This window comes from Marinobacterium aestuarii (assembly GCF_001651805.1).
Lineage (GTDB): Bacteria > Pseudomonadota > Gammaproteobacteria > Pseudomonadales > Balneatricaceae > Marinobacterium_A > Marinobacterium_A aestuarii.
Window position 1 is genome coordinate 4,977,458 of sequence record NZ_CP015839.1, and the last position, 14,679, is coordinate 4,992,136.

The following is a 14,679-nucleotide window of genomic DNA, read 5'->3' on the forward strand; positions in this document are numbered from 1 at the left end:
AGCTATTACTTTACACGGATGCTTTTAAGCTGCCAGACCGACCGGTTATGGATAACTTCTGTCTGCAGTGCGGGAAAATCCGCAAACGGATAGATAATGAATATCGGCCCCTTGTCACGAATCCGGATGTAGTCACCATCCATTTTCAGCGCCAAGATTACATCATAGGTATAGAAATCGGCCAATGGCACTTCAGCACTGTAATCATTCAGTGCCGTCACGATCAGAGTTTCGCCTTTGGCACCGACAAAATCGAGCACAAGACGCCCGAGCGGACCCTCAAAATCGATCGTGCCTTCAGTCCAGGGCGTACCGGTGCGCGTGCGGTGCAAGGATAGACCTTCAAGCATCTCGCGATCAAAGCGAGCAACGCCATTGCCATTGGTGTTGCTCAGGGCACCTTCCAGAGTAAGAATCACTGGGCCTGAAGGCTGCGGCAGTGTGTCCGCCATGGTCTGAAGACCGAAAAGCGACAGCAGGCAGGTCATTACGACAAAGCGCGTAAAGTACATGATTGCGACCCAACATCCTTATAAAGTCCACACATTATCGGCAAAATCGGAAAACCTCGCAAATAAATCGTCGAACGGTTTCCGATCCTGATCTGGCCGCCAGGATGGCACCCCGACCGACACTGTATCCTTGCGCCTTCATCCACCCGTGTAAAGGCAAAGCTGCCAAAGCACCCCATTAACACCTACGCAGGAGCCGCCTGTTTCCTGCCCCCATTCGGAGATATTGATGAACAACACCCGCCCGCTGCGGCTTCTGCTGATCAACCCCAATACCAATGCCGCACTGACTCGCCAGATGCAGCAACTGGCTGGCACCGCCATATCGGCCCAAACCCAATTGCACTGCATCAACCCGCCGGCAGGCCCCCATGCCATCGAGCGCCAGGCGGATCGCGATGCTGCCTCCGCTCAATTACTGGCTCTGGCGAACAGCGGCGCCTGTCAGGGCTACGACGCCCTGATACTGGCTTGTTTCGATGACATCGCATTGCAGACATTGCGTGAATCGGTACGGGTACCCGTCATTGGCCTGTGCGAAGCAGCCCTATTCGCTGCACGCGCCTTGCCCGGGCCCTTTGCCATAATCACAACCGTGCATGCCGCCGTTCCAGGGATTCGAGCCATGCTGACGCGCTACGGCGCTGCCGATCAGACCTGCAGCGTGCGCGCCGCCGGTATTGGCGTGGCACAGGCGGCAGGCACTGACACTCTGGTTGCAGAGAAAATAGCCGCCTGTGTCCGTGCCGCGATAGAGCAGGATGGCGCCAAAACCATTGTGCTGGGCTCAGGCGGCCTCACCGGCCGGGCAGCAGACCTGCAGCGCAGTTTCAATCTGCCGACAATAGATCCAGTACTCTGCGCCCTGGCGCTGGCCCAGAGCCTGGCCAGATTGCGGCTGGGCAGCGTGACCTGACTGTTTGCCGACAAGCACTTACGCGCCCGGCACCGACTCATACGCAAAAAATCCGCAGCGCCCTGAGACACTGCGGATTCTGACTATTCGAAAAGTGCTTCCCGGTTACAGCTTCCCGGTACGGATAAAGTAGGTCTCTCCAGAGCTGTCATCCACGCCGTCGTTATCGGTTACCGCAAAACCGTTGCCGGCGGCATCCAGGGTGAAGCCCTCTATCTTGTCGACCACAAAACCATTCAGCGCCTTGAGGTCGGGGATAAAGTCGCGCACCCGCTGTTTGCTGACCAGCGGCAGCTCGCCGCCAAGCGGCGCAGGCTTGAGCTCATCCAGTGCCACCCGGTACAAACGCTTGATGGCGGCCTGTTCACCGATCTGATTATCCCGCTCGATAATGTAGACACCGTCTGCCCCCAGGCTGATTTCGGACAGCCCGACCCAGCCCTGAGACGCCGCTTCGGTCGGATAGCGCACGGCGCCCCACTGGCCGGTTTTCAGGTCATGGGACACCAGCTTGACGGTATTTTGCGGATCATCTTTCCAGGAGCGCTGCAGGGCGATCCAGAGAGTGTCTCCGATCAGGGTGATACCTTCAGCACCAAAGCGCCTCTCATGCTGTAGCAGCTCGGGCGGGAAGCTCAGAGTGCGATCAATCTCGCCTTGGGCATCGGTGTGGTAAATGGCGTGGGGGATACCCTTGTCCGTGCGCCCCTCCGATGCGAGCCAGAAGCCACCCTGGCCATCGACCACTATACCTTCCAGATCCAGTTTCTCCGCCGTCTTGCCCTCTCGGGTCACGCGGGTCGCCGCGGTAATACGGGCCGGTGTGCTGTTGGCATCAATACTAAAGATCGTCGGCTGCTGGCTGTAAAAGCTGTCGTTAACCGCATAGAGCAGACCGGGCTTGCCGGGGTCCGCCGTCAGGCCGGACAAGGCACCCCAGCCCACCGGCATACCCTGGGCATCAGCCTCAGACAGCAACTGCGGGTAGACGGGAGCCCTGTCTTCCAGGCGATAGAGCATGACATGGGCGCGGGCACCGCCATCCTCGAGCAGATCCTTTTCGTTGGCGCTGGCCAGCAAGCCACGGGACGGAATAACCACTGCGGATTCAGGCGCTATGCCGGAGGGTAACAGCTGCACAAACTCAGGCGCAGCGCCGGTATCGCGGTAAACACCGATAACAGAGGCCCGTTCGGACAGCACGAAGATATAGCGCTCGTCCCCGAATACGCCCACGGCCACGCCTTCAGGTTCGGCGCCCTTTTTGCCAGAACGCTTTTCCGGGTAATGACCGGCCGCCACTATGCGCTGCTCGAAGTCGGCACCGGATTCGAACAGCACTCGGCCGTCCTTGTGGAAGATGGTGAAGCCGCGGGAACCGCCCTGGTAATCGCCTTCGTTGGCGATAACGAAACGTTCGTCGTCGAGCCATTTCACCGCATCGGGCTCACGCGCCACATCACTCAGGCTGCCATTGAAATCCAGCTGCCCATCTTTCTCGATATCAATACCAGCAAGGTGCACGCGCCCGGCGCTGAAGTGATGCAGAATCTCGCCGCTGTCGGCAGCCACGATCACCAGGTGATTATTTTCCTGCAGTGTGACCACAATCTCGTTGCGATCGTTGAAGTCCACGAACTCGGGTTCGGGGTCCTCGCCGGCAACCTCCGCCAACCCGGTCAGCTCGACCCGGCGCAGCGCGTCGCACTGGGGTATACCGTCCTGCAGCGGCAGTATGACCAGAAAGCCCGCCGGCAACTGCCCAGGGGCGCCGTCACCCAAGCCTTCGTCACGTTCGTTTTCTATCGCCACGGCGGCAAAGCGGCCATCTCTGGACACCGCCACCGAGTCCGGCTGTCCGCCCAGATCACAACGTGCCTTTTCGGTCTGATCCTGCAGCGAAACCGCCGCCAGAAAACCCGAAGGCGCTGTATAGCTGGGCGAGGTATTGACGCCCGCCAGTGCCATGCCGTCGGCAGTAGCCACCGCGGTTGGCTCGCCGCCCATGTCCACAAAGCCTGCCCCGCGGGGCTTGGCTGCATCACTGATATCGACAAAGCCCAGACCGCCGCGCGGGCTGTCCGAATAAATCAGCATCTGGCCATCCGCGGAAGCCGCAATGATTTCGGCCGAGGTTTCCTGCGCAGCATCCTGACTGGCAGAAAAATTGTTCGTCACCGGGAAACTGGCAATGCGATTGAAAGACTGCGCCTGCGCCGTGCTGGCGGCGGCGGCCACCAGCAGGGCCAGTGTCGCCCGCGTAAAAGGTCGCTCGGACATCGAAATCACTCCGCTCAATATGACAGAGGTCAATAACCTAGACCGATTCCATGACAACGACATGACAGCGGCCCTTGGTGACACCGGACGAAGGGGCCAGCTGCATACAGGAACCAGCCTGGCATCCAAAGGATCATCTTTCAGCAACCTGCGCACTGTGCAAAAGGGCCGGGCGGTTTTTCAACTGCGCGGGCGTGTCAGGGCGATGCTGCGCCCGGCCAGTGCCGGCCAGTCCGAGCCCGCCTGGTGCTGCTGCAGTGCTTGGACCCGCGCCTCGGTGTCGGGCAGCATAGGTGCCCCGCGGTGCGCCGCCATGTCCATGTGCAGCAACAGGGTTTCCATCGCCGCCAGCTCTGCGTCGGTTTCGCCGTGACGCAGGGTGAAAAATACCCGCAGCTTTTTGGCGTCGCTTTCAAGCAAGCGCGCCTCTACCCGCAGCGGCTCACCCAAACTCACTTCCTGCAAGTAGTGCACCATGCTCTGCAGCGTATAGATGGAGACCTGATGCGCCTCGCGAAAGACGGCATCAAGGCCAATCTGCAGCATGAATTCATCGATCGCCTGGCTGAAAACCAGCACATAGCAGGCATCGTTCATGTGGCCGTTGTAGTCGATCCACTCGGGCTGAACGGGCCCCTCGAACACGGTGAGTTCAGTTGTCATCTTGCACCTCTGATTGGGATTGCGCCGACGCGGCTTTTGGGCAATGCTAACCCGCCCGCCCCACAAAATTTGCCTGAATCCGCCTATTAAATGTGCGTTTTCGCCAGGACAGCCCAGGACCCAGTGCATCGATGTTTGGAGACCGCCCCCGCACCTACCCGCAAACCATCAGCTTTCTGCTGATTCCAGGCTTCTCGCTGTTCGGCCTGACCGCGATGCTCGACCCCTTGCGCCATGCCAATCACAGCAGCAACCGCGAGCTGTACCGCTGGCAGCTGATCTCCGAAAAGGGTGGCTTGGTCGCCAGCAGCGACAACCTCGAGATCATGAGCGATGCCGGCATTCGCGATACTCCGGCCGGTGACACCCTGATCATTTGCGCAGGCTATGATCCCCAGGCCCGCATCACACCGGCATTACTGGGCTTTATCCGCCAGCAGGCCAGCCATGGCGCCGATATCGGCTGCCAGGACACCGCCGCCTACATTGCCGCCGCCGCCGGCATCCTGGATGGCTACCGTGCCACCCTGCATTGGGAGAACCTGCAGAGCACCGCCGAGGCCTTTCCCCGGGTGGCCTTCGTGCAGGAACTGCTGGTGGTGGATCGCGCCCGCTTTTCCTGCCCCGGCGCCCTGTCGGGGCTCGACATGATGCTGTATCTGATCGGTACCCAGCACGGCAACGGCCTGGCCACTACCGTGGCCGACGAGCTGATCTACACCCACAAGCGCGCCCACAGCGATCCTCAGCGCACCTCGATACAAAAGCGCCTGGACAGCCGCAATCCGCGCCTGGTTGAGGCCGTGCAACTGATGGAACACAACCTGGAGGAGCCGCTGCGCATCAGCGAAATCGCAGCCCAGTTGCAGCTCTCCGGGCGTGAACTCGAGCGCCTGTTCCGCCACTATCTGCAACAGACCCCCAGCGCCTACTACCGCAACCTGCGCCTGGATCAGGCCCGCTGGATGCTGCAGCAAACCAGCCAGAGCGTCACCGATATCTCGGTCGCCTGCGGTTTCGTTTCCCTGTCCCATTTCACCCGCAGCTACCAGCAGCGCTTTGCCAAGAGTCCCAGCCGGGAACGCTGAAAAGCTTCGCAGCGAGACGCGGCTTCTACGCTGGGGGGTGTCCTCTGGTGATTGGGAATTGGTAAACCAGCAGCTTTCAGCCGTAAGCTGACAGCTTACGGCTGAAAGCTCTAAGCACCTCGCCCCTGCTCTTGCCCCCTTTCACCTTGTACCTTGAACCTGCTCTTCTCCCTTTTACCTTGCCCCTCGCCCTTTTGACTGTCGTAAACAGACTCGTCTTATCCAATTACGTCAGTGAGAAAGCTTAATCGCATACAGGCAATTAAGCTGCGATTTCAGACAAAAACATCCCATTCATCCGCGTAACTTTAGTCACAAGCCGGGCGCACCGAAGATCTCTTAGGTACAGCACCCGGCGCTACAACAAAACACTTCAAGAGTCAGAATTGCCATGAATCAGGACGTCATCATCACCTGCGCTGTTACCGGCGCCGCCGATACAGCCGACCGCAGCCCCCATGTGCCTGTCACGCCGAAAGAGATCGCCGATGCCGCCATCGAGGCCTGGAACGCCGGTGCCGCCATTGCCCACATGCATGTGCGCGACCCCGAAACCAAGCAGTGCTCCCGTCGCCTGGATCTGTACGCCGAAGTCTGCGAACGCCTGCGGGCCGCCGACTGCGACGTCATCATCAACCTGACGGCGGGCATGGGTGGCGATCTTTATATAGGCCCGGAAGAAAACCCCACCGCCTTCTGCCCCGAAACCGACCTGGTCGGCGGCCTTGAGCGTCTGGTGCATATTGAAGAACTCAAGCCCGAGATCTGCACCCTGGATTGCGGTTCGGTCAATTTCGGCGACAGCAACCTGGTGTACATCTCAACGCCGGACATGCTGCGCAAGGCCGCAGCCCGCATCCAGCAGCTGGATGTCACCGTCGAGCTGGAAATCTTCGACACCGGCAACCTCTGGTTCGCGCTGCAGATGATGAAAGAAGGCCTGATCAACGACAACGCCATGTTCCAGCTGTGCCAGGGCATCCCCTGGGGCACTCCGCCGGAACTGAGCCTGCTCAAGGGCATGGTCGACATGCTGCCCGCCAACAGCAACTGGACCGCCTTTGCCCTGGGCCGCAAGCAGCTGCCCTGGGCGGCACAATCAACGCTGCTGGGCGGCCATGTCCGTGTTGGGCTGGAAGACAACCTCTATCTGGGCAAGGGCGAATTCGCCACCAACGGCCAGCTGGTCGAGCGTGCCGTGAATATCGTCGAGAACATGGGCTCACGCATTCTCAGCCCGAATGAAGCCCGCCAGAAGCTGCGTTTGCGCGGCACGCAGTAATCCCTGCCATTCCCGCATATTCAGCCACTTACGGAGCACACACGATGAATCGTCCTTTACCTACTGAAGTCACCAAGGCCGGCGTTCTTGGCACCGGCGTTATCGGCGGCGCCTGGGCGCTGCACTTTCTGAGAATGGGCATGGATGTGGTCGCCTATGATCCAGGCCCCAACGCGCGCGAAAAACTGCTGGCGATGGTGGACCATATCTGGCCCACCATGGTGAAACTCGGCCTGCGCGAAGGTGCCAGCCCGCAGCGACTGCGCTTTGCCGACAGCCTGGAAGAGCTGGTCAACAGCGTCGAAGTGATTCAGGAAAGCACGCCGGAGAACCTCGACGCCAAGCGCGCCCTGTTCGTCGAACTCGATCGCCTGGCACCGCCGGAAGTCGTGATCATTTCCAGCACCTCGGGTTTTGCCATGTCCGACATGGCGGTTGAAGTACAACATCAGGCCGATCGCTTCGTCGTCGGCCACCCGTTCAACCCGCCCTACCTGGTGCCTTTTTGCGAAGTCTGTGGCGGCAAGCGCACCAGCCAGGAAGTGGTCGACTGGACCGCGGCCTTCTACGAAGCGATCGAGAAACAGGTCGCCAAGATGGACAAGGAACTGCCGGGTTTTATCGGCAACCGCCTGCAGGAAGCCCTGTGGCGCGAAGCGCTGCACATGGTGGCCAACAATGAATGCTCGGTTGAAGACATCGACAAGGCCATCGCCTACGGGCCGGGTCTGCGCTGGGCCATCATGGGCCACTGCCTGACCTACCACCTGGGCGGCGGACAGGGCGGCATGGCACACCTGCTGGACCATTTTGAGGATTCTCTCAAGGAACCCTGGACCCGGCTCGAAGCACCCGAACTGACACAGCAGCTCAAAGACGATATGGTGGCCGGCTGCCTGACCCAGGCCAATGGCGCCTCGATCAACGACCTGATTCAGGAACGTGACGACTGCCTGATCCGCATCATGCAAACGCTGCAGGAATACCGCGACGAACACGGCATCCGCCGCTAAAGCTGCGGCGTGACAGCAGTGCCCTGTCGTCACGCCGCTTTTGTCTATCCCCCAGGAGATTGCGTATCCATATAGCACTGACTTTGACCCGACTTATAGCTCACCGGAGACAACCCCAATGTCGATAGAACAACAACAACGTCCTGAGAGTGGCAGTCCCGCTTTCAGGGCCGACTCCCTGGCCCAAGAGGGCCTTTTCAAAGGCATGCACAAAGGCATGACTATCAGCGGGGCCGCATTGATTCTCGCTTTCGTACTGTTCACCGGTATCAATGCAGAGCTTGCCAGCAGCATTTTTGGCAGCGCCCGCAGCTGGATCGAAGCCACCTTTGGCTGGTACTACCTGGTAACAGTGGTTTTCCTGATCCTCGTCTGCTGCTACATCGTATTCAGCCGCCATGGCCATATTCGCCTGGGTGATGACGACAGCCGCCCCGAGTTCAGCAATTTTGCCTGGTTCTCGATGCTGTTTTCCGCCGGCATCGGCATCGGTATTCTGTTTTTCGGCGTCGCCGAGCCGCTCTTCTACCTCGATAACAGCGGCGCCTTTGGCTACCCCAACAACCCCTACGCCGACATGGCCGGCGCCACCGCCATCGGTCACGACCGTGCGGTCGATGCGCTGCGCGTCACCTTCTTCCACTGGGGTTTCCACGGCTGGGCTGTCTACGTCATCGTCGGCCTGTCACTGGCTTACTTCGCCTACCGCAAGAAACTGCCGCTGGCACTGCGCTCGGCGCTCTACCCCTTTATTGGTGATCGCATCTACGGCCCCATCGGCCATGTAGTCGATCTGCTCGGCGTGCTGGGTTGCGTCTTTGGTGTCGCTACCTCCCTGGGGCTGGGTGTCAGCCAGATGTCGGTGGGGCTTGAACGTCTGATTGGCGTGGACCCGGGCCTCCAGACCCAGCTGATACTGATTGCCGTGATTACGGTAATTTCCATCCTGTCGGCCATGTCAGGCGTCAATCGCGGTATCAAGATCATCTCGCAGTGGAACATCATTATCTCGCTGCTGGTAATCGCCTTTTTCCTGTTCGCCGGCCCCACCAGCTGGCTGCTGAGCGTTTTTGCCGAGTCCCTGGGGGATTATCTGACCAGCTTTGTACAGATGGGTCTCTGGTTCCCGGAAGAAGCGGGCCCCGCAGCCTGGCAGAATGGCTGGACCGTATTCTACTGGGGCTGGTGGCTGGCCTGGGCACCCTTTGTCGGCCTGTTCATCGCCCGCATATCCCGTGGCCGCACCCTGCGTGAATTCGTTCTCGGCGTGCTGCTGGTGCCAACACTGGTGATCTTTATCTGGCTAGGCATTTTTGGCGGTACAGCGCTGTGGCAGGAACTGCACGCCACGGGCGGCCCCGGTACTGCAGGCCTGATTGATCTGGTCAATGCCTGGAACCTGCCGGCGGCACTCTTCGCCAGCTCCGATGGCATCGCCGGTGAAGGTACCTTGGGCTGGATCATTTCAGCGCTGCTGGTGTTCCTGTTGATGAGCTGGTTCGTGACGTCGTCAGACTCCAGCACCCTGGTACTGACCACCATACTGTCACTGGGAAATGATGAACCGCCGCAGCTGTTCCGCGTATTCTGGGGCGTGGTGATCGGACTGGTCGCCGCCGTACTGCTGCTGGCCGGCGGTCTCAGCGCCCTGCAAACCGCCCTGATGGCCGCAGCACTGCCCCTGAGCCTGGTCATTCTGGCCATGACCTTCGGGGTACTGAAATCCCTGTGGCAGGAATCAGATGCGGTGCCAGCTCCACGCCCTGTGACCCAGAGCGACTAACAGGCAGTTGAGTCACTAGCAGGCAGTTCCTATCGGCCTGCTATAACCGAGCCGCCGTGATTCAAGATTCGGCGGCTCTTTTCGTTTATCGACGGGGAATAACAGGGAGTTCACATGCACCCATCCGTACTCTCTACCCAATCCAGAACCGCCACACACAGCACCTCTTCAGCCACCGCAAAGACGCCGGTACTTGCAGGCCCTGCCGTGGCGACCACTGTGCCCCCCATTTTGCATCCCGATGATGATGGCGTTACCACCGTCTCCTTTCTGTTATTGCCGGAATACGCCATGGTGTCGCTGCTGTCGGCCATAGAGCCGCTGCGCATCGCCAACCGCCTGGCAGGTCGTGAACTGTATCGTTGGCAGTGCCTGAGCGAAAACGGCCAGGCCGTAGTGGCCAGCAATCAGATGGCACTGCAAACGCATCAGGACATGCATGCGGTCGACACACCGCGCAATCTGTTCGTCAATGCCAGCTTTCACCCCGAACGCCACCAGAGCCCGGAAGCTGTCGACTGGCTACGCCGCCTGAACCGGCGCAACAGCCTGTTGGGCGCGCTGGATACCGGCTGCCATCTGCTGGCCCGCGCAGGTCTGCTCAAAGGTCACAGAGTGACGCTGCACTGGGAAGCCGTACCGGCATTCCAGGAAATTTACCCCGATATTCTGATCAGCCCGGAACTGTTCGAAATCGGCCGCAACCGTATTACCTGCGCCGGCGGCACAGCCGCCACCGACATGATGCTGCACCTGATTCAGCAACAATCGGGCACCGCGCTGGCACTGCAGATTTGTGATCAGTGCATCAAGAACGGCATACGCCCGCCCTCGGATCGACAGCGCATCGGCCTGCCGCGACAGCTCAACATTCATCATCCACGCCTGATCAGAGTGCTGGGCCTGATGGAGCAGCATATCGAAACGCCGCTGACGCCGGCGGACCTGGCCCGCAGCGCCTTTATCTCCCTGCGTCAGCTGGAGCGTCTGTGTCAGCGTTTTCTCGAGGCATCACCATCGGCCTATTACCTGAAGCTGCGCCTCGAACGGGCCCGGCAGCTGCTGCAGGAAACGGATCTGAGTGTGAGCGAAGTGGGCGGCGCCTGCGGCTTTGTATCCGCATCGCACTTCTGTCGCAGCTACCGGCGTCATTTCGACATGACGCCGGGGGAGCAACGCCGAGCGACGGCGAATTAAAGGCTGCGTTCCAGCACCCGGATACGAGACAGCAGTTCGTCACGATCGACATAGCAGCCCTGCAGATGACGCTGGCCCTGCTGCAAATCAAACGCGCGGCGCGCATGCAGCACACGGCGATTGTCGAACACCAGCAGGTCGCCAGGCACCAGGCGATACTCAAACTGGAAGCGGGGCTCGCGGGTCAGGCGGATAAAGGTGCTATAAGCGCGATAATGCCGTACCACCTGGTCGGCCGGCACATCCAGCGGGCCGCGCAGGAAGTTGGCAAAACGCACCTCGATCACCGTGCCCTGACCATCGAGCACCAGCGCAGGCCCGCGAAAACGATAATCGCTGTTGCGATCCTTGTTGTAGAAATCCATCGGCAGGCGGCTGAGGGCATCGAAGTCGTCGGGATATTCTTCACGCATATGCTCGGCAATGCGAAAGCCATCTACCAGAATCGACTCGCCACCGCTGGCGTCATTTTCCAGACAATGCAGAAACTGCAGGCCTGGCTGCAGCTCCCGTGTCGGCAAATCCGTATGCAGCGGCAGACGCAAAGTGGTGTAGGCCGCGGTATTGGCATCGGGCTTGGAGCGCACATCGAACAGGGTGCCGAAGTTGGTTTCCCGAATAAAGGAAATACGCTCGGCCACCTGCTGCAGAGTGCCGGGTCTTGTATCGGTATTTTGCAACAGGGAAATACCGCAATCACGCAGCTTGCGCAGCCAGCACAGCAAGACCGCATCATCCTGCATCATGTCGGCGTAATCGTATTTGGGCAGGCTGGCTTCGATCGTGGCCTTGTCCCAAATTTCGGGCTGCCACTGCCGCCCGGCCCGCGCCTGCTCGCTGTAGCAATGGGTGCGCAACCAGCCGGGGTGAAAGCGGCTGCTGTGTCCGTCGCCCTGCCACTGAACCTCCAGGTAGTCGCCGTTCAGCTGCGCGGTTTCTGGCCGGATGGACAGCGGTACATCACAGATCTCAAACAGCTGCTCCCGCGTAAGCGACGACACGCACTGCGCACAGGGGCAGTTGTCCCGCAGCCACAGATAGTGGAACTCACTCTCGCGGCCATCGTCCCAGACCAGACGCAGAGACTCGGGGCCCGTCTCGATGCGAAGCGGCAGATGGGACACAGGGTAACGGCCGTAGCCTGCGGTTTCAAAAGCAGCACTGTTGTCGATCATGTCTCTGTTCCTAACGTCGTTGCAGCTGCCCAGGCGACAGCCTCTGCACGAGTTTAAGGCGAAGCGCCCCGGTCAGGATGGCACTCAATCGACAATCAATGACATCAAAACGACAACCCGCGCAGGCAATACCCGGAAACAGACACTACTTCACGGCGGCAAGCCAACCCGTTACCATCGGGCTTTTCGTCCAGCCTCCCAAGCAAAAGGAGCCGGTCTGTTGAACGCAGAGCTAAAACACTTACTCAGATCCATGCCGGTGGACAGCCTCGCGGATCTCATCGAGTCTATCCATGGCCGGCACGCGGACATCGATCACCGTATCGAAAGCCAGCTGCTGCGCAGCGACCCGACAGCGCTCGCCCGGTCGCTCAAAAAACGTATCCAGTCGATCAAGCGCGGCCGACGTTTTATTCCCTACCGGGAAAGCCACGGATTCAGCCTGACGCTTGAAGCCATTGTCACGGATATAGAACCTCTGCTTGAACAGGCCCCAAAGGTCGCCTTCGAGCTGGCAGACCTGTTTTGCGCCACGCACCCGAACAGCTTTGACCGCGCCGACGATTCCAGCGGTTCGATTGGCGACGCCTACCGGGAGGCGGTCCAGCTTTGGCTGCATGCCGCGACCCTATGGCGCCGGACAAACAGCTGCAAAACCGACTGGCCACAGGAAATCTATGCCCGCTTTTAGGCCAACGACTACGCCATCTGGGACAACCTGATACCGAACTCCTCGGCATTGCTATCCAAAAAGGAGCTCACGCAGTTGGCCTGGCGCTTCGAGGGAGACATCAAAGGTGCCGCGGGTAAAGATGACAGCGATGATCCTTACAACCATGCAGAGTTCAAGGCGACCCTGGGACTGACCGCGGTCGCCGAGGCACTCGGCGACGTCCGCCTGTATGAACGCGCAACGCTGCTGCACTCGCCGCAGCCAAACGAGCAGCAAAAGCGCAGTATTATTGAGTTCTGCCTATCGGTTGACGACGGTCAGAGCGCGCTGAAATGGCTGCAGGAGCCCTGGAGCGCCCGTTTCGCATCCGACCATGGACGCCTGCTCGACAAAACCCTGTCGCTGCTCGGCCAGACCTACGAGCTGATCAGCCTGAGGCGCAGCGCCTATGAGGCCGACCCCAGCTTCGACAAATTGCAGGCCCTGCTGGACGTGCTGCCTGAGCACGAAAAAGACGCCGTGCGCGACGGCGCTATCGACAGGGCGCTGGCAGCCGGCAGTCTCTACACCGCCATTGCGACCCTGATCGCACTGGATGCACAGGATCTGGCGGCCAAGACAGCACTGGAGCGGGCCGACAGCCTGGATTCTGTGGGCTACAACACCCTGGCACGGTGGGCGCAGACCTTCAGCCACAGCGGCCACGCCCTGGCGGCGGCGATCTGCTACCGTACCCTGCTGGAAGACATACTCGACAACAGCCGCAGCAAGGCCTACGGTCACGCGGCCCGCTACTACAAAAACCTTAGCCAGCTTGATGCCGACATTTCGAACTACCATCCTTTTTCTGACCGGGCGGGTTTCGAGGGGGCGCTGCGCGAAAAACACGGCCGCAAGTCCTCGTTCTGGCGGCAGGCCGAATAGGCGCCAAGGATTACGGCTTCCCGTCTCGTTGATCACATCGTCAAACACGGCCCTTAATCCGCGTCTAACAGCGGGGGCTCCTGCCTGGAACAGTTCCCGTTTTCAGACGCGTTAGATGCAGCCCTATACTGTGAGCCTGGACCCGGCACTAGAGCGCTTATGCTTATGAAACCCCTTTACTCGATACTCGTCGGCGGCGCCCTAGTACTCAGCGGCGCTGCAGCCAGTGCCGCCAATCTCTGGGAAGGCGTCAAGGCACCGTCCTCGCAGCCTTCCGCGAGCATTGGCCAGTACACCAATGGCTGCCTCAGCGGCGCCGAGCAAATGCCGCTTCGCGGCGAGGGTTTCCAGCTTATGCGCACCGGACGTGATCGCCATTACGGCAATCCGGCCTTGATCGGTTTCCTGAAGGACTTTTCCACCCAGGTGGCGCAGCAGGGTCTTGGCCAGCTGCAGATAGGCGATATGTCCATGGCCCGTGGCGGCCCTTTCAGCTACGGCCACCGCAGCCACCAGCTGGGGCTGGATGCGGATATCTGGTACTCGCAGGATGAGCGAGCACTCACTCGCCCACTGACTCCGTGGGAGCGCGACAATATCGCAGCAGTCCCCCTCGCCGATGCAAAGGCGCACCGCCTGATCGAGGCGAACTGGGATCAGAGAACCCCACGCATACTGCGCCTGGCCTCTGAAGATCCCAGGGTCGAGCGAATCTTTGTTCATCCCACCATCAAGCGCGAGCTGTGCGCTAGTGCCGGCAACGCTAACGCTTGGCTGCGCAAAATACGCCCATGGTGGGGACACAACTATCATTTCCATGTGCGTCTGGCCTGCCCTGCCGGCGACAAAAACTGCGTGCCACAGCAGCCGGTGCTCAACGCACCCTGTGGCGACGATCTGGACTGGTGGTTCAGCGACGAGTTCTACGCCCAACTGCGCGGTACGGCACCGCCAAAGCCACAAGTAACCCCCAAACCCACGCCGCCACCAATGCCGCAGCAGTGCACCCAGGTATTGCGCGCTCCCTGAATACAGGACAACAGCTCTTGTAACCGAGGCGTAACACCAGGAGAACTACTCAATATTCTGAATTTGTATACCTATCCAAAGTACAGAATCCAGTAATGACAAGGCTTATGAGGACCAGAGTCGCTCAAAGTCGAAGAACGGTTA

Annotated in this window: 13 protein-coding genes; 9 read left to right on the plus strand and 4 right to left on the minus strand. The window is 60.0% G+C overall.

The features are described 5' to 3' along the window. Window positions 1–5: 5 nt before the first annotated feature. Window positions 6–488 (minus strand): putative pterin-binding protein, encoded by a 483-nt coding sequence (locus tag A8C75_RS21895; RefSeq protein WP_227819983.1) that lies wholly within the window; start codon window positions 486–488, stop codon window positions 6–8. A gap of 253 nt (window positions 489–741) precedes the next feature. Between A8C75_RS21895 and A8C75_RS21900 the strand changes: the two genes are divergently transcribed. Further along, window positions 742–1,428 carry an aspartate/glutamate racemase family protein gene (locus A8C75_RS21900; protein ID WP_067386550.1) on the plus strand — a complete coding sequence of 229 codons (687 nt, stop codon included), beginning with the start codon at window positions 742–744 and terminating at the stop codon, window positions 1,426–1,428. A gap of 105 nt (window positions 1,429–1,533) precedes the next feature. Here A8C75_RS21900 and A8C75_RS21905 read toward each other — a convergent pair whose 3' ends face one another. After that, entirely contained in the window at window positions 1,534–3,708 is a 2,175-nt protein-coding gene (locus tag A8C75_RS21905) for an esterase-like activity of phytase family protein (RefSeq protein ID WP_227819984.1), read from the minus strand. Between the two features lie 180 nt (window positions 3,709–3,888). Beyond that, window positions 3,889–4,371: a thioesterase family protein gene (locus A8C75_RS21910; RefSeq protein WP_067386553.1), complete on the minus strand. Its 483-nt coding sequence runs from the start codon at window positions 4,369–4,371 to the stop codon at window positions 3,889–3,891. Between the two features lie 131 nt (window positions 4,372–4,502). On the opposite strand from A8C75_RS21910, the gene A8C75_RS21915 reads away from it, so the two are divergent. The 5 genes from A8C75_RS21915 (at window position 4,503) to A8C75_RS21935 (ending at window position 10,734) form a co-directional block, all read left to right on the plus strand. Beyond that, window positions 4,503–5,459, plus strand: coding sequence for a GlxA family transcriptional regulator (locus A8C75_RS21915; protein ID WP_067386554.1), 957 nt, complete (start codon window positions 4,503–4,505; stop codon window positions 5,457–5,459). Window positions 5,460–5,850: 391 nt separating this feature from the next. Further along, on the plus strand, window positions 5,851–6,741 hold the full coding sequence (locus A8C75_RS21920) for a beta-keto acid cleavage family enzyme (RefSeq protein WP_067386555.1): 891 nt from the start codon (window positions 5,851–5,853) through the stop codon (window positions 6,739–6,741). 44 nt (window positions 6,742–6,785) lie between these two features. Further along, entirely contained in the window at window positions 6,786–7,754 is a 969-nt protein-coding gene (locus A8C75_RS21925) for a 3-hydroxyacyl-CoA dehydrogenase NAD-binding domain-containing protein (protein ID WP_067386556.1), read from the plus strand. A 118-nt stretch (window positions 7,755–7,872) separates the two neighbouring features. Continuing rightward, the gene (locus tag A8C75_RS21930) at window positions 7,873–9,537 is read left to right on the plus strand and encodes a BCCT family transporter (protein WP_067386558.1); all 1,665 of its coding nucleotides are present in this window, start codon (window positions 7,873–7,875) and stop codon (window positions 9,535–9,537) included. A 114-nt stretch (window positions 9,538–9,651) separates the two neighbouring features. After that, the gene (locus tag A8C75_RS21935) at window positions 9,652–10,734 is read left to right on the plus strand and encodes a GlxA family transcriptional regulator (protein ID WP_084784197.1); all 1,083 of its coding nucleotides are present in this window, start codon (window positions 9,652–9,654) and stop codon (window positions 10,732–10,734) included. On the opposite strand, the gene A8C75_RS21940 is transcribed toward A8C75_RS21935, so the two are convergent. Next, the gene (locus A8C75_RS21940; RefSeq protein ID WP_067386561.1) at window positions 10,731–11,909 is read right to left on the minus strand and encodes a gamma-butyrobetaine dioxygenase; all 1,179 of its coding nucleotides are present in this window, start codon (window positions 11,907–11,909) and stop codon (window positions 10,731–10,733) included. The two genes, A8C75_RS21935 and A8C75_RS21940, sit on opposite strands and share 4 nt — an antisense overlap. Before the next feature lie 220 nt (window positions 11,910–12,129). Between A8C75_RS21940 and A8C75_RS21945 the strand changes: the two genes are divergently transcribed. The 3 genes from A8C75_RS21945 (at window position 12,130) to mepA (ending at window position 14,535) form a co-directional block, all read left to right on the plus strand. Next, window positions 12,130–12,600, plus strand: a complete 471-nt coding sequence (locus A8C75_RS21945; protein WP_157890349.1) for a DUF6880 family protein — start codon at window positions 12,130–12,132, stop codon at window positions 12,598–12,600. A gap of 75 nt (window positions 12,601–12,675) precedes the next feature. Continuing rightward, a complete protein-coding gene (locus A8C75_RS21950) occupies window positions 12,676–13,506 on the plus strand; it encodes a DUF6880 family protein (RefSeq protein WP_067386565.1) in 831 nt (276 codons plus the stop codon). A 165-nt stretch (window positions 13,507–13,671) separates the two neighbouring features. Next, complete coding sequence (gene mepA, locus A8C75_RS21955; RefSeq protein WP_227819985.1) at window positions 13,672–14,535, plus strand: penicillin-insensitive murein endopeptidase; 864 nt, start codon at window positions 13,672–13,674, stop codon at window positions 14,533–14,535. Window positions 14,536–14,679 lie beyond the last annotated feature (144 nt).